This is a genomic window from Cupriavidus sp. 94F1 (assembly GCF_057798875.1).
Genome location: NZ_JBYOJT010000005.1, coordinates 107,775 through 123,147 on the forward strand (window position 1 = coordinate 107,775; position 15,373 = coordinate 123,147).

The following is a 15,373-nucleotide window of genomic DNA, read 5'->3' on the forward strand; positions in this document are numbered from 1 at the left end:
TGGAACAGGTTAGACGAATTACCGCACGGCGGCACGGCAGGACACCGGCTTCACGTGGGCCAGCGGCGGAATATCAGCGCGGTATTGATGCCACCGAACGCGAAATTGTTGCTCATCACATAGTCGGTGTCGATGCGGCGACCCTCGCCCATGATGTGGTCCAGCGGCGCGCAGCGCGGGTCCGGCCGGGTCAGGTTCGCGGTGGGCGCGAACCAGCGGTCGCGCATCATCTCGATCGTCATCCACGCCTCCAGCGCGCCGCATGCGCCGAGCGTATGACCCATGAAGCTCTTGAGCGAACTGATGGGAATGTCCGGACCGAACACCGCATGCGTGGCATGCGATTCGGCGATATCGCCGTGATCGGTGGCCGTGCCGTGCGCGTTGACGTAGCCGATTGCCCCGGGGGCAATACCGGCTTCCTCCAGCGCCAGGCGCATCGCCACGGCCATGGTGTCGGCCTGTGGCTGCGTCACGTGCGCGCCGTCGCTGTTGGTGCCGTAGCCGACGATCTCGGCCAGGATACGCGCGCCTCGCGCCTGCGCGTGTTCAAGTTCCTCCAGCACCAGCGTGCCCGCCCCCTCCCCCAGCACCAGGCCGTCGCGGTCGGCATCGAACGGGCGCGGCGTGGTGTGCGGGGCATCGTTGCGCGTGCTGGTGGCGAACAGCGTGTCGAACACCGCCGCCTCGGTGGCGTCCAGTTCTTCCCCGCCGCCCGCCAGCATCGCCACCTGCTTGCCCATACGGATGGTCTCGTACGCATAGCCAATGCCCTGGCTGCCCGACGTACAGGCACTGGACGTGGTCAGGATGCGCCCCGTGATGCCGAAGAACACGCCGATATTGACCGCCGCGGTGTGCGGCATCATGCGGATGTACGTGGTGGCGCTGATGTCCTCGGTTGACCGCTCGGTCATCATGCGGCCGAAATCCTGCACGGCCGACGGCGTGCCCGTGGAGGACCCGTAGGCAATGCCCATGCGTCCGCTGGTGACCAGCGGATCGCCTGCCAGGCCGGCGTCGGCCAGCGCGGCTTCGCTGGCCAGCACCGCCATCAGCGACACCCGGCCCATCGACCTCGTCAGCTTGCGCGTGTAGTGCGACGGCAGCGCGAACGCCGGCACGGGCGCCCCCAGCCGGGTGTTAAGCCCCCGGATATCGTCCCACTCGGGCATTTGCACCACGGCGTTGCGCCCGCTGGCCAAGCGCTCGCGCACCGTCGGCCAGTGGTCGCCCAGGGCACTCACGGCGCCCGCGCCGGTAACTACGACCCGCTTCATCCAAACATCCCCCCGTTCACCGAAATCACCTGGCGTGTAATGTAACCGGCATCTGGCGAAAGCAGGAAGGCCACCGTGGCGGCCACTTCGTCCGGTGTTCCCATGCGCCGCGCCGGGATCATCTTCAGTGCCTCTTCGCGCACGTGTTCGTCAATCATCTCTGTATCGATCAGTCCCGGCGCCACGCAGTTGACCGTGATCTGCCGCTTGGCCAGTTCGATGGCCAGCGCCTTGGTGGCGCCTATGATGCCGGCCTTGGCGGCGCTGTAGTTGGTCTGCCCCCGGTTGCCCACCAGCCCCGACACCGACGACAGCGTGACGATGCGGCCCGCCCGGCGGCGCTGCACCATCGGCATGACCAGCGGGTTCAGCACGTTGTAGAACGCATCCAGGTTGGTATGCACGACTTCGTCCCATTCGTCGCCCGTCATGGCCGGAAACGCCGCGTCGCGCGCCAGGCCAGCGTTGCAGACCACCCCGTAGTAGCAGCCGTGTTCCTCGATGTCGGCCAGAAGCGTGTTGGCCGTGGCTTCGCGGTGGGCGATGTCGAAGGTCAGCACGCGCGCATTGCGGCCGAAAGCCCGCACGGCGTCGGCCACGGCCTCGGCTTCGTCGCGCCGCGCGCGGCAATGCACCACCACGTCGTAGCCATCGTGCGCAAGCCGCAACGCGATGGCGCGGCCAATGCCGCGCGAGGAACCCGTGACGAGCACGGTCTTGTTGGTCATGCTTGCTGCCCTTGGAGAAACGCCTGCGCATCGGCAGGCCGGAATACCGAAACATTGGCGCGCGCCACCTCGCGGCCATCCAGCGACAGCGTGCAGGCAAACATTCCCAGGCCATTGTCGCCGGCCAGTTCCACGCGCGCGGCCACCGTCAGCACGCTGCCCACGGGGAATGCGGGCACGTCGCAGGCGTAGCGCCGGGAGCCCAGCAGGAAGCCGATGCCGGGCGGCCGCCCGGCCATGCGGTCCTGCGCGCCAGCCCATGCGGCAATGGTCTGGGCCATGTATTCGATGCCCACCCAGGCCGGCATGCCGTCTTCGTCCACGAACAACTGCGTGGCGCGTACCGTGGCACGCGCCACGCACCCGACGGCATCCACATGCACCAGTTCGTCGATCAGGCGCATCGCGCCCGCGTGAGGCACCACCTCGGCCACCGGAGGCAGCTGCAGTTGATTCGATATCGGTTCGGTTGTGTTCATCTTTAGCCCCGTCCCATCACCAGCACGCTGTTGCTGCCGCCGAACGCGAACGAATTGCTCATCACATGGCGCACCGGCCGGCCCAGCGACTCGTCGGGCCCCACCACGTGCAATGCCGGCAAGGCGGCGTCGGCCACGCCGTCCCACCAGTGCGCGGGCAGCCTGCCGTGCGGATTGCCGTGCAGCGTCAGGTACATCAGGGCGGCCTCCACCGCGCCGGCGGCGGCCAGCGTATGGCCGGTCTGCGGTTTGGTGGAGCTGACTGGCACATCGGGGCCCAGCAGATCCGACACCGCGCGCGACTCCATTGCGTCGTTCTGTTCCGTGGCGGTGCCGTGCAGGTTCAGGTAGTCGATGTCCGCCGGGCCCAGGGCGGCGCGCGCCAGCGCCTGTTGCATCGCGGCACGCGCCCCGGCGCCAGCCGGGTCCGGCGCCGACATGTGGTGCGCGTCCGACGTCTCACCCCAGCCGGCCAGCCGCACCGGGCCGGCTTCGCGCGACATCAGGAACAGCGCCGCACCTTCGCCCAGATTGATGCCCTGGCGGTTCGCGGACAGCGGATTGCAGCGTTCGACGCTGACACTGTCCAGCGAGCGGAATCCCGCGATCGTGAACGCGCACAGCGTATCCACCCCACCCGCGATGACTACGTCGGCAATGCCCTGTTCCAGCAGGCGCGCCGCGGCGACCAGGGACTTGGCGCTCGACGAGCAAGCGGTGGAAATCGTGTACGACGGCCCGGCCACGCCCAGCGCCAGTGCCAGGTATTGCGCCGGCGAGCCAAGCTCCTGCTGCCCGTAATGGAATCCGGCTGGCCACGCGCCCGTGCGGGCACGTTCGCTCACCGCGACCTCCCCGCCGCTGATGCCCGACGTACTGGTGCCGAGCACAATCGCCACGCGCTGGGGTCCTACGCGTGCCAGGGCGGCCTCCACTTCAGGACGGATCGCCGCCAGCGTGCGGTCCAGCAGCGCATTGTTGCGGCTGAACAGCTCCGGGGCGATGGCGGCGGGCAGATCGGTGGCGGCCACTGGCTCACGCACGGTGCCCAAGTGCAATGGCATGCCCGGCGTATAGCGATCCGTCAGCTCGCCGCCGCTGGGACCATCGGTCCGGAACAGCGCCGCGCGGACGGCATCGCCGCCGCTGCCCAGCGCGCAGATCACGTTCATCGCATTCATGTAGACCGTCATTGCGCCCTCCCCTGCCCTGTGTCCTGCCGCCCGCCGAGATCCTGCAGCGTACGGATCGTCAGCCGATAGCCGTCGCGCCGCTGCAGGAACAGCGTGGTCCGGGCGTCGGGATAGCGGATTTCCACCACGACTTCGTCGCCCGCCCGCAACTGGCGAAGGCCGGGCGCCACTTCGACGCGCCAGCCCGCCGGCAGTGCCGCCTGGATGGCCGCCACGGGCCAGAGCGACAACTGCAGATCACTGAGGATACGCTCGGGCAGCAGCTCCGGGGGCGCCCACGGTGCCTTGCTCACGCGCAGGTCATGACCGTCCCAGTCCAGGCGCGCCAGCACCTGGCCGCCCGCCACGGCGGCCAGCCGGGTATGGGCGGCATCGGCTTCCAGCAGCGCCAGCATGTCGCGCGTCTGCTCGCCCTGCGGCGACGGGTATTGCACCGTGATCTGCTGCTGCAGGTTCAGGGTGCGGCCCAGTGACCCCGGCGGCAGGCGCAGCAGCGGCACCGCGCCCTCGGCGCGCGTGCCGGCCGCCGCGCCCGCGGCCATGCCGTCTCGGGGCGGCTGCGTCGCGCAACCGGCCAGGGCCAGCACGCCAGCGCATGCGGCAGCGGCGGCTGCGCTACGGATCAAGCCGAGCAAAGCTGCTCCAGCACGCCAAGCCGCCGCCGCGACTCGGCCACATAAGGGTTGTTGGTGTCCCACGCATAGCCGGCCAGGATCGACGAGATCATCCTGCGGATCTCGGGCGTGCCCTTGGGATGGAAAATCACCTTCTGGAAGCTGCCTTCGTACCATGCCTCGACGTATGTCCGGAAGCAGTCCACGCCGGCCTTCAGCGGCCTGGCGTATTCGGCGTCCCAGTCCACCTTTTCGCCTGCAATCTGCCGCGCCACGCAGGCTGCGGCCAGGCTGGCCGACTTGAAAGCGATCGTCACGCCCGACGAGAACACCGGGTCGAGGAACTCGCCGGCGTTGCCCAGCAGCGCGTAGCCGTTGCCCCACAGCGAACTGACATTGGCCGAATAGCCGACGATCTGGCGAGCCGGGGTATCCCAGTTGGCGTCCTTGAGCAGTCCGGCCAGGCCGGGCTCTTCCCCGACCAGCGTCTTGAGCTTCGCCATGTCGTCGCCCGCATAGCGGTCGAGGAACGACTTTTCCGCCACCACGCCCTGCGAGCACCGGCCGTTCGAGAACGGGATGGTCCAGTACCAGACGTCCACGTGCTCGGGATGTACGCTGATCAGAATCTTGTTGCGGTCGAATGCGCCCACGGGCACGCGGTCTTCCACGTGCGTGAAGATGGCCGCGCGCACGGGGAAGTTCGACGGCGACTCCAGCTTCAGCAGACGCGGCAGGATGCGCCCAAAGCCGGAGGCATCGAGCAGGAATTTCGGCTCCACCGTGTAGACGTCGCCGTCCGGATCGCGCACCGTCACCAGAGGCCGGGCGCCGCTCACGTCCACCGCTTCCACCACGTGCCGGAAGCGCACTTCGGCGCCTTGCTTCGCGGCCTCGCGGATCAGCACGTTGTCGAAGTCGGCACGCTGTACCTGGTACGTGGTGCCCCAGCCCGGCGAGAACTTGTCGCGGAAGTCGAACGCGGTGTGCTGCCCCTTATGCGAGAAGGCAGCGCCGTTCTTGTACTGGAAGCCGGCTTCCACCACGGCCTGCAGCATGCCGGCCTCCTCGATGTACGCCATGCTCTGTGGCAGCAGGCTCTCGCCGATGGAGAAACGCGGGAAGGTCTCCTTTTCGATCACCAGCACGTCGATACCGCGCCGGCGCAACAGGCCGGCCGCCACCGAACCCGCGGGGCCGGCGCCGACGATCAGAACTTCTACCTGTTCCTTCTTCATGTGAATCAACCCTGTTCAATGTTGTTGGATGGGCGGAGCGGCCGGACGAAACCATGGCGACAGCACCCAGACCGCGCCCACGCCCGAAAGCATGGTCATGCCGAACGCATGGAGCGCCGGCGTGGAAGACAAGGCCAGCAGGCCAAACGCCAGCAGCGTGCTGGCCGCGCCCAGGACGATGGCCGTCCATGACACCCCATCGCCGGGATGTTCGAGCAGGAAGATGCCGTAATCCACGCCCACTCCCAGCAGCAGCGCCAGCGCCAGCACCGAGAACAGCTGCAGCGGCACCTGCAGCCAGCCCAGCACAGCCACGCTGAACGCCGCCGCCAGCAACGTGGGCACCAGCGCGCGCCAGCCGGCTGCGCCATAACGCCAGCCCAGCAGCAGCGCCACACCGGCGGCGCCCGCCAGCAGCAGCCAGCTCATGAGTACGCGATAGTGATGCAACAGGCCCGACAGATCGGCGATGCGGTCCACCCACTCGGCCCCGCCCACCGCATTCACTTCCCGCGCGATGCCCGCCATGGCCGCCGGCCGTTCCAGCCCGCGCAACAGCATCACGCTGGCATAGCCGCTGCCTTCCCGCCCCAGCCACAGGTGGCGCAGCGTGCCCGACACCGGATGGGCCAGCCAGGCAGTCAGCGTCAGCACCGCATCCCCCTCGGCGGCCGGCGGCGGCGCAATCGTGCCACCGAGCGCATGCGCTACACGTTGACGCACCGCAAGCTCCTGGCGTTTGGCCAGCGCCGCATCGGCACGCTGGCGCGCCGCAGACGGTACCCAGTCCGAAATCGACACAAAGCCGGCGAAGTCGCCACGGCCGATGGTATCGGCCAGCCGGGCCTTGACGGCTTCCTCGCGGGACAACACTTCGTCCGGCGTGGCGCCGCGCACCAGTACGAACTGCGCCGGGCTGGGCGTGCCGAGCAGCCGGCCCGCCGTACGCTGCGCCTCGACCAGGGCCGGTGGCGAACTCTGCAGCTGGCGCACGTCGTCCACGACACGTACCTGCCAGACGCCTGGCACGATGAACAGGGCCAGCCCGGCCAGCGCCAACCACGTGCGGGCATCGTTGCGCACGCGCGGCCAGCGCGCCAGGCTATCGGCCAGCCACGTGGACAGCCTCGTCTGCCGCAAGTTGCCGCGGTCCAGCAGCGGAAACCAGACCACCACGGTAAGGAAGGCCGCCACCAGCCCCACTGCCGAAAACAGCGCCATCTGGCGCAGTCCGGGGAACGGCGCGATGCCCAGCGCCAGGTAGGCCACCACGCTGGTCAACAGCGCCAGCGCCATGCCCGGCAGCAGGAACCGCATGACCTTGGGCGGCGATGCGCCGGGCATGGCCTGGCGGGTAACGAAATAGTGGATGCCGAAATCCTCCGCCACGCCCACCAGGCTGGCGCCGAACACCAGCGTCACCAGATGCACGCGATCGAACACGATGGCCGTGGCCGAGATCGCCGCCGCCGTGCCGATCAGCAGAGACAGCCCCACCAGCACGATCGGGCGCAAGGAGCGGAACGCGAGCCAGACCAGCAGCAGCACCGCCGCCAGCGAACCCCAGCCGATGACATTCATCTCCAGATTGGCCTGCGCAGCGGCAGCTTCGGCGTGCAGCGGAATGCCAGCCGCTATCACACGCACGCCATCGTCCCCCTGGCGCGCCGCGGCTTCAGCGGCCAGGATCAGGTTGCCGTACTCCGTATTGCCGCTGACGGAAAACGCCGGCTTGGTGATCTGGTACGACAGCAGCGCCCATTCCCGGCCGTCCCCTGATAGCGCCGCCATCGCGTCGCGCTCATGCACGCGCGTGACGGCCGCCCGCGACAGCCACCAGTCCTGCCACAGCCCCAGCGGATCGGCGGCCCAGTCGGTCAGGCGCGGGCCCGTGGAAAGCTGGTAGAGCCGCGTGAGCGCCTGCCGGGCCAGCGCGTCGGGATCGGCCGCTTGCAACTGCTGGCGCTGCGCATCGGTCAGCAGCCGGTCGCGCCAGGGCCGGTAGAACGCCAGGGCCGCATCGAAATCGAAGGCCGCGATCGTGTCAACCGGCTTGAGCAGATCCGCCTGCCGTCCGGTGGCCGCACGGAATCGCTGCGCGGCGGCGCGGGTGCGCGTCCAGTCCGGGCTGCCTACCAGTACGACCACTTCCTGCGCCACACCGTCAGCCAGCCGCCGCAGCACGCGGTCGGCCGTGGCCGTGCGCTCGCTGGTCGGCAACAGCGCCATGACGTCGGTATCCAGCCGCGACGCCCGCCAGAACTGGAACTGGTGCGCGGCCAGCGCCACTACCAGCAACAGCCAGCCGATGGCCAGCCAGCGCCCCGTGCGGGTCAGTCCGCCACGCATCGCCACGCCGCCTGCCATGTCATTCAAAACGCTGCTCCTCGGCGCTGGTCAGCCCGGTTGCCGCCGAAGGGTCGATCATGCGGACCACGGTACTGTCGCCGCTGCCCTCTTCCAGCCGCACATTGCGCACGAAGCGGTCACCGGCCAGTTCTATTCGCGTAAACACGCGCCGCATGCCGGCATCGGCCGGGATCAGCGTCAGCGCCCAGCCCGACTTGCCCACGAGCTTGCCGGTCACCTCGAAGCGCGTCTGCAGGCTGCGCAGGTCGCCGCGCAGCACGGCGATCATCGATTCGCCCACCACCCGCATGGCTGGCTGGCTATCGGCCTGCATCTGCTGCTGCACCTTGCCGTCGGCGCCGCGCATCACCAGCCGGTCCGGCGTGACCAGCAGGCTTGACGGAAACGGCTCGCGCGTACTCCAGACCACGCCCCGGCCGCGCGCCAGCACGAAATCGCCGCGCGACACCAGCGGATTGCTGAAGCCGGCCAGCCGGCGCGTCTGCTCGAACTGGCCCCGAATGACCGGTGCATCGGCCAACCGCGCGGCCACGTCACCGAGAAGGTCCCCGGCATGGGCGGGCACGGCGCTGGCAAGCACCCCCGCGGCCAGCCCGCCGGCCAGCAGGTGCAAGACGTGCCGGCGTTTCATGAGGCCACCCCCAGCTTCTGGAACAGCACGGGCGGGCACACGTAGAGCATCTCCTGTGTCTGCATGTCCACGGCTACCTGGATCGAGTAGCCCTTGGTCAGGCGCTGGCCCGACGCAGCGTCGCGAAGCTCGTACTCGATCTTGAGCCGGTTCTCCCATTCGACGATCGTCGCGTGCACCTCCACGGCCTGGCCATAGACCAGCGGACGGATGTACTTGACGCGCAGGTCCACCACGGGCCAGGCATACCCCGAATCGCGCATCTGCGGATAGTCGTAGTCGATTTCGCGCAGCAGCGCGCAACGCGCCAGCTCGAAATAGCGGATGTAGTTGCCGTGCCAGACCACGTTCATCGGATCAAGGTCGTGGAACGCGGGCGTCAGCGTAATGGAGTGATGGATAACCTTGGACATGGCGATGCCAGTTGGCCGGAACGCACGGGCCTCAGGCCCGCGGCATACCTTGACGCCCCGTCTGCACGGGATCGTCGGCCCAGAAATCGTAGAAATTGAACCAGTCGTACGGCGACTGTGCCACCAGCGCCTGAAGCCACGCCGCATATGACGTGGCCAGCGCGGTCAGTGCTGCGTCGCGGTTGGCCCGGGGCAGCACCACGGCGTGCGACAGTTCGGTGAAGCGCAACAGGTGGCCGTCTCCGTGCCGCACGCACCCCATCGCGTACAACGGACAGCGCATCAGCGCCGCCAGCACGTAGGGGCCCACCGGAAACCGCGCGGGCGCCCCCATGAACGGCACACGCACGGCCCGGCCGCCGTGCGCGGGCGCGCGGTCGCCGGCAATGGCCACAAACTCGCCGGCCTGCACCCTGGCGGTCAGATCGAGCGCCGTGGCCGGCGAGATATCGTCCACCTGATACAACTGCACGCCGGATTTCGGATCGATGCGCGACAGGATGCGGTTGAAGCGTTCGGCGTGGCGGGTATGCACCAACACCGTCAGGCGCATGCCGTCGCGTTGGTTGGCCAGCACGCGGCACAGCTCCAGGCAGCCCATATGGGCAGTCATGATGATGCCGCCCTGTCCGCGTGCGATCTGTTCGACCAGCACCTCGTTGCCTTCCCGAGTGACGTTGCCAAAGCGATAGCGGCCGCCGATGGCCAGCAGCTTGTCGAGCAGCGTATCCGCGAACGAGAACAGGTGCCGCAGCGTGTGACGCCAGCCAGGTACGGTTCCGACGGTGCCGGCCGTCTGCTGCACGCGCGTCAGGAAATCGCGCGACGAACGCCGGGCCAGCGGATGCGTGGCCCAGTAGTAGGTCACCACCGGATAGGCAGCAAGGCGGAACAGCGTCCGGCCGAAGATGCGGTACAGGAAGTACAGGCACCAGACGCCCCACATGCATGTGACTTCGCCGATGGTGCTCCAGTGCCTGGAGCGGCCCGCCTGCAGCGCGGCGCCGGAGTTCGGGGCCGAGGGCGTCATGCCGCCACCTTGCGCCACAGAAGGCGCGGCATGCGCCATACCATGCCGAAGAACAGGCGCGTATGCATGCGCGAGATCAGGACGTTGTCGCGCCACGCCTGGAAGTGCGAAACGCCGTCGGACGGATAGGTCACGCGCGTGGGCACGTTCAACATCCGCACGCCCCGCCACACCAGGTGCACCAGCACCTCGGTGTCGAATTCCATCCGCCGGCCCAGCCGCACGTCGCGCATCAGATCGATGACCGGCGCCAGCGGATAGACCCGCAGCCCGCACATCGAATCGCGGATGTCGAACGACAGGGTGTTGATCCAGACCCAGATGTGGGTCAGGTAGCGCGCATACAGCCGGTGCCGCGGCACAGACTCGTCGTACACCGGATGCCCGCAGACCATCGCCTCCGGGTTGGCCCTGGCCAGCGCCACGAACTGCGGAATGCAGTCGGCATCGTGCTGGCCGTCGGCGTCGATCTGCAGCGCATGCGTATAGCCAAGCTCGGCCGCCACCGAGAATCCGGCCATGATCGCCCCGCCCTTGCCCTGGTTTTGCGGCAACCGCACCAGACGGACGCGCTCGGGGTGGGCGACGGCCAGTGCGCGCAACGCCTGCTCGCACGGCGGACTGCTGCCATCGTCAACCAGCAGGCACGGCAGCGGATGCTTCAGGATGGCATCCACCATGGCGCCTATCGCACCTTCATGGTCGTAGACGGGCACCAGCACGACGGGGCGGAATTCGGCGGTCATCAGGCTTCGGGGTGAAAGACGATCTTGCCGCTGGCGTGCGGGCCGGCAGCGGAACTGAAACGGAAGCCAAGCGCATGGGCGTCGGGCTGCCAGGTCAGCGCAAGCTGCACCACGCTATTGGGCTGGATCACGGACTGGAACTTGAGCGTATCCAGCCGCGCAAAACGCTGGCGGGACGGCACGGCCAGCTTCAGCGGCGCCAGCGCCATCACCCAGTCCACCTGCGCGACGCCGGGCACGATGGGAGCGCCCGGAAAATGTCCGTCAAACACCGCCAGATCCTCCGCCACGTCAAGTTCGGCCGTAGCCGACGCCTCGTCCGCCGTCAGCCAGCGGACCGCCGGCAACGTACGGCGGAACAGGTCACGCAGCATCACCTCGGTGGTCTTGCCTTGCGCATTGCAGGGCAGTGCCGGCGGGAACGCCCAGCGGCGCGGCAGCGCAACGGGGTCGACGGCCTCGGCCAGATGGCGGCGCAACGCCGCGCCCATGGCACCTCGGCCTGCCGCTGTCAGCCGCGCTGCGCCTTCGTCGTTCAGCACCACGGCGGCAGCCACGCGCATGCCGACATCGAGTTCGATCGGCACCACGCGCGTCTCGCGCACCCACGGCGACGCCGTCAGGCATTGTTCGATCTGCGTGAGCGAGATGCGCTTCTCCTCGATCTTGACGATACGGTCGGCCCGGCCAGCCAGAACGAAACTGTCGTCGCCCGCGGCAAGAGCGCGGTCGGCGCAAACATGCCAGCCATCGTCGGCAAGGTGGGGCGAGCGCACGGCCAGATAACCGTCCTGCAACTGCCAGGCGATGCCCGGCAGCGCGGTCCAGCGGTCGGCATGCACGGCGCGCTGGCGCCAGGCGATGCCGCCGGTCTCGGAACTGCCGAAGACCTCCACCGGCGACTGCCCCATATGGCGCAGTGCGTCCACAGCGGCTTCTGGCGGCAAGGGCCCGCCCGACGAGAACACAGCGCGCAGCGCAGCGCGCACGGCCGGCCAGTCGAGCCCAGCTGGCATGCGCTTGAGGTGCGCCGGGCTGCTGACCAGGATGGCCGCGCTGGCATCGGCCCGACAGGCCGCAACCAGTTCCTCGTGAAATTGCAGACGGCCCGCAGGCATCGGGCGGGCCGCGGCCAGCGGCCACAGCACCGTAAACAACAACCCGTAAATGTGTTGGTGCGATACCGTGCAGAGGACCCGCACATCGGCGCCGAAGCGGCCGGCGAAGGCTTGCTGCAGCGTGTGGACCTCGGCGTCGAGTTGCGCCAGCCGCTTGTGAATGGCGCTGGGCACGCCGGTGGAACCGGACGTGAACAACGTCACGAACGTGTCGTACGTGGCCAGCACCGGCCAGCCAGCGCCATCCAGGCCGCCCCCATCGTTGGCAGGCGCAGTGCCGGCATCCGGCAGGATGGCGCCGGGCAGCTGCCCGACCCAGCCATCGGTCTGTCCGCGCAGGGCCGCCAGGGTTTCGGGCCGGGCGTCTCCCGGCAGCACCACATGCTTGCCCGCATGCCAGGCGCCGAACAATGCCGCCGCGAACTCCGCCGTGTCGTGCTCGAAGTAGATTCCCCAGCGCCGGCCCGGGGCATTGGCCAGGGTGCGGCGCCACATGGCGGCGCGCGCCACGAAATGCCGCGCATCCATACACGTGCCGTCGCCACACGCCACCACCGGCGGGCTGCTCCGCGACGCCTTCGCCGCCAGCGCCGCCATGACCCCGCCCACGCCGGTCCACGCCGGCAATGCTTCACCCATGACGATTCTCCGCGCTGCGCGCCATGACGCGCTGGCGCAACAGCCATTCCCCGGCAAACATCGCACCGATCAGGCCGTAGGCAATGGCGCCGTTATAGAGCGCCCAGATGCGGTCGCTGGCCGCGAAGGCCGTGATCGCCGCGATCGTGCCGTTGCATACAAAGAACAGGCACCACGCCTGCGTGACGCGGCGCGTATAGGCCACGCCGCTCGGCGGCAGTTCGGGCTCACGCAGACGGGCCAGACGCTCCACCAGTGACGGCGGATGCCTGAGCGTCCAGCCGAACACACCAAGCATCGCCACGTTGACCAGCACCGGATAAAGCTTCAGCGGCAACGCATGCCCGGACACCATGACGACAAGCGCCAGTCCGGCCGCCAGCAGCGCCATGGCTCGCCATCCGGCACGCCGGCTCGTGCCGGCACGCAGCACCGCGAGCGCCACCAGCGCCAGCGCCATCAGGCGCGGCGAGAAATGCTGCAGCCCCAGGTAGATGACCACCGGGTAGGACAGCGTGAGAAGCCCCAGCCCCCACTTTCGCCAGGCCATGGGCGGATCAGGCGGTGGCCGGGGAATCGATCAGCAATGCCAGCGCCTGAACCACGTCCTGCACGGTGCGCACGGACTTGAACTGCTCGGGCTTGAGCGGCTTGTTCAGCATCGGCTTGAGCTTCACCAGCAGGTCCACGGCGTCGATGCTGTCGATGTCCAGATCGTCGTACAGCCGCGCCTCGGGCGTAATGCGGGCCGGATCGATCTCGAAGGTTTCCTCGAGAACCGCGGCCACGCGCGCAAAGATTTCGTCGTGAGTCATGTCGGGTTCCGTGTGATGCAATCTCTTGCCATATCTGTAACGGCGCGGGTCAGGCCGGGGCCCGGTTACCCTGCGACGCCACGTACGCAGCCAGCGCCGAGACGCTGGCGAAGCGCGAGCGGATCTCTTCCTTGTCGCCGTTCATGGTGATGCCATAGCGCTTCTGCAGCGCCAGTCCCAATTCCAGCGCGTCGATCGAGTCGAGGCCCAGGCCGTCGACGAACAACGGTGCGGTGGTGTCGATATCATCCGCGGCCACGTCCTCGAGGGACAGCGACGAGATGATCAGTTCCTTGATTTCTTGCTCAAGCGCCGTCACGGCGGATCTCCCTGGAGAAAAAGTTGCAAAGTGCCTGCGTCAGATGCCGTACGGCCAAGGCGTCCTCGGTGCCCTCAGGCACCCATTCGGACACCGGCACGTCCGGACGTACATCGATGACGAAGCGCGGGCGGCGCACCGGCACGTGATACCACTTCTCGCCCTTGGTCAGCGTGGGCGGCACGCAATGAATGACCACGGGGGTCAGCGCGAAACCACCACGCACCGCCACATTGGCCGCGCCGCGCTGCAACTGCAGGGGCTGGCCCGGGCGCGTGCGGGTGCCTTCGGGAAAGATGATGAGGTTGTTGCCGGCCCGCAGCGAATCGATACAGTCGTCCACCATGGCGGCACCGCCGTCGTTGCGCACCCAGCCGGTGGCCAGCACCGGGCCCCGCGTGAACGGGTTGCGCGTCAGTGCGGACTTGACCACGCAGTCCGCCCGGCGGGTCAGCGCCATCAGGAACACCACGTCGATCAGCGACGGGTGGTTGGCCACGATCAGCAGGCCGCCGCGTTGCAGGCGCTCGGCGTGGCGGACCTCGTAGCGGATCACGCCCACGACGTGCATGATCCAGACGAAGAGCCGGAACGCATGATGAATGAGGGCGCGGCAAACACGCTGACGCCTGGCATCGGTCCAGGGCAGCAGCATCAAGAGCGGAAACACCAGCACGCGCAGCAGCAGCCCGCCGATGCCGAAGCTCGAAAAGCAGAAACCGGTGGCGCACACACGCCACGCGCGATCGAGTCGCTCAACCATGGCGACGCCATCTCCAGATCGCGCGCTCGCCACGATGGAGCAGTTCGGTATCGCCGGCCAGCATGAAGCGCAGCACATCGAGCGCATGCGGCAACAGCGGGTGCGCGGTGGCCGGATCGGTCCCGGTACGTGGGGCCACGATCTCCAGCGCCAGGACCGGTTCCCCGGCACGGGGGCGCCCGATGCGCCAGGCCCAGCCGAAGAGGCAGCCCGGTTCGTCGGCAAATTCGGCATACGCTTCGGGCAGCGGCGCGTCATAGCACACCAACAGCACTTCATCCGCACCATCGCCGAGCAACGCACAGGCCTCGACCAATGCCGTCTCAACGGTATCGCGCCCGGCAGCCACAGCCTGCAGATTCGACGCATCGCCGCGGTCGATCGTGAACATCGCGCCAATGGCATTGTGGACGGACAGGCCGAAAGCCGTGGGCGAAAGCGGCTGCGCCGCCGCCAGTTCGCTGAGCATGTCGAACGCACGCGGGGTGTCGCCGTGGCGCGATGCGAACACGGCGGGACCATGGAAAGCGGAACCGGGCGCTGCGTCGCCGGCCGTCACACCGTACGCTGGATGCAGAGCCGCCTTGCCGAGCGCATTGACGCGCCGGCGCAACATGGGAGCCATGGCCGCGAGCGCGGGGAGGTCGCCGCCTTCGGGTAACCACGGGGCCCGGCTCCATGCCCGCCAGGCATCTGCCGTCTGCAATGCCGGCGCCGAGGCCGCCCATGCGCGAATTCCGAATTCCATTGCCATGCCGTGCGCATTGGGTGGATGGTGAGCCCGGAGCCTGCATCGAGGCATTGGCCATGGCGTTCGCAACGCGCGCGCCGCCCGCACGACCCCGGGGACATTTCCTTTTTTCCCTGAAATTAGCGTCGAAATCAGCAGATTTCGGCGTCTTTGTGTTAATTGCAGTGCTCCCGCCGTCACCTTTTGGGGAGGCTGGGCGACGGCCTTGCGACCGTTCTCGCACCAGGCGGGACAGGCCGGTAGCCG

The 15,373-nt window shown here is 68.3% G+C and carries 17 protein-coding genes; all 17 read right to left on the minus strand.

What is annotated here, in order from left to right:
* Positions 1-50: 50 nt before the first annotated feature.
* Genes AC3FJ6_RS14165 through AC3FJ6_RS14245 form a run of 17 tightly spaced genes read right to left on the minus strand, consistent with a single transcriptional unit; the run spans position 51 to position 15,130 of the window.
* Positions 51-1,280 carry a beta-ketoacyl-ACP synthase gene (locus AC3FJ6_RS14165; RefSeq protein WP_488772482.1) on the minus strand — a complete coding sequence of 410 codons (1,230 nt, stop codon included), beginning with the start codon at positions 1,278-1,280 and terminating at the stop codon, positions 51-53.
* Positions 1,277-2,008: a 3-oxoacyl-ACP reductase FabG gene (gene fabG / locus AC3FJ6_RS14170; protein WP_488772483.1), complete on the minus strand. Its 732-nt coding sequence runs from the start codon at positions 2,006-2,008 to the stop codon at positions 1,277-1,279. The genes AC3FJ6_RS14165 and fabG overlap by 4 nt, the downstream gene beginning before the upstream one ends.
* Complete coding sequence (locus tag AC3FJ6_RS14175) at positions 2,005-2,487, minus strand: hotdog family protein (protein ID WP_488772484.1); 483 nt, start codon at positions 2,485-2,487, stop codon at positions 2,005-2,007. Before AC3FJ6_RS14175 ends, fabG begins: the two co-directional genes overlap by 4 nt.
* Positions 2,488-2,489: 2 nt before the next feature.
* Entirely contained in the window at positions 2,490-3,680 is a 1,191-nt protein-coding gene (locus AC3FJ6_RS14180; protein WP_488772485.1) for a beta-ketoacyl-ACP synthase, read from the minus strand.
* Positions 3,677-4,306: a DUF3261 domain-containing protein gene (locus tag AC3FJ6_RS14185; RefSeq protein ID WP_488772486.1), complete on the minus strand. Its 630-nt coding sequence runs from the start codon at positions 4,304-4,306 to the stop codon at positions 3,677-3,679. Before AC3FJ6_RS14185 ends, AC3FJ6_RS14180 begins: the two co-directional genes overlap by 4 nt.
* Positions 4,303-5,532 carry an NAD(P)/FAD-dependent oxidoreductase gene (locus AC3FJ6_RS14190; protein ID WP_488772487.1) on the minus strand — a complete coding sequence of 410 codons (1,230 nt, stop codon included), beginning with the start codon at positions 5,530-5,532 and terminating at the stop codon, positions 4,303-4,305. Before AC3FJ6_RS14190 ends, AC3FJ6_RS14185 begins: the two co-directional genes overlap by 4 nt.
* 15 nt (positions 5,533-5,547) lie before the next feature.
* Positions 5,548-7,899 carry an MMPL family transporter gene (locus AC3FJ6_RS14195; RefSeq protein ID WP_488772823.1) on the minus strand — a complete coding sequence of 784 codons (2,352 nt, stop codon included), beginning with the start codon at positions 7,897-7,899 and terminating at the stop codon, positions 5,548-5,550.
* Between the two features lies 1 nt (position 7,900).
* Entirely contained in the window at positions 7,901-8,533 is a 633-nt protein-coding gene (locus AC3FJ6_RS14200; RefSeq protein WP_488772488.1) for a LolA family protein, read from the minus strand.
* Positions 8,530-8,946: an acyl-CoA thioesterase gene (locus AC3FJ6_RS14205; protein WP_400397366.1), complete on the minus strand. Its 417-nt coding sequence runs from the start codon at positions 8,944-8,946 to the stop codon at positions 8,530-8,532. The genes AC3FJ6_RS14200 and AC3FJ6_RS14205 overlap by 4 nt, the downstream gene beginning before the upstream one ends.
* 31 nt (positions 8,947-8,977) lie before the next feature.
* On the minus strand, positions 8,978-9,976 hold the full coding sequence (locus tag AC3FJ6_RS14210; protein ID WP_488772490.1) for a lysophospholipid acyltransferase family protein: 999 nt from the start codon (positions 9,974-9,976) through the stop codon (positions 8,978-8,980).
* On the minus strand, positions 9,973-10,722 hold the full coding sequence (locus tag AC3FJ6_RS14215) for a glycosyltransferase family 2 protein (protein WP_488772491.1): 750 nt from the start codon (positions 10,720-10,722) through the stop codon (positions 9,973-9,975). The genes AC3FJ6_RS14210 and AC3FJ6_RS14215 overlap by 4 nt, the downstream gene beginning before the upstream one ends.
* Positions 10,722-12,479, minus strand: coding sequence for an ApeI family dehydratase (locus AC3FJ6_RS14220; protein ID WP_488772492.1), 1,758 nt, complete (start codon positions 12,477-12,479; stop codon positions 10,722-10,724). Before AC3FJ6_RS14220 ends, AC3FJ6_RS14215 begins: the two co-directional genes overlap by 1 nt.
* On the minus strand, positions 12,472-13,029 hold the full coding sequence (locus tag AC3FJ6_RS14225) for a COG4648 family protein (RefSeq protein ID WP_488772494.1): 558 nt from the start codon (positions 13,027-13,029) through the stop codon (positions 12,472-12,474). The genes AC3FJ6_RS14220 and AC3FJ6_RS14225 overlap by 8 nt, the downstream gene beginning before the upstream one ends.
* 7 nt (positions 13,030-13,036) lie before the next feature.
* Complete coding sequence (locus AC3FJ6_RS14230) at positions 13,037-13,294, minus strand: acyl carrier protein (protein WP_029050926.1); 258 nt, start codon at positions 13,292-13,294, stop codon at positions 13,037-13,039.
* A gap of 49 nt (positions 13,295-13,343) precedes the next feature.
* Positions 13,344-13,613 carry a phosphopantetheine-binding protein gene (locus tag AC3FJ6_RS14235; RefSeq protein ID WP_249640927.1) on the minus strand — a complete coding sequence of 90 codons (270 nt, stop codon included), beginning with the start codon at positions 13,611-13,613 and terminating at the stop codon, positions 13,344-13,346.
* Positions 13,600-14,376: a lysophospholipid acyltransferase family protein gene (locus tag AC3FJ6_RS14240; protein ID WP_153948514.1), complete on the minus strand. Its 777-nt coding sequence runs from the start codon at positions 14,374-14,376 to the stop codon at positions 13,600-13,602. The genes AC3FJ6_RS14235 and AC3FJ6_RS14240 overlap by 14 nt, the downstream gene beginning before the upstream one ends.
* Positions 14,369-15,130, minus strand: coding sequence for a beta-ketoacyl synthase chain length factor (locus AC3FJ6_RS14245; protein ID WP_488772496.1), 762 nt, complete (start codon positions 15,128-15,130; stop codon positions 14,369-14,371). The genes AC3FJ6_RS14240 and AC3FJ6_RS14245 overlap by 8 nt, the downstream gene beginning before the upstream one ends.
* Positions 15,131-15,373 lie beyond the last annotated feature (243 nt).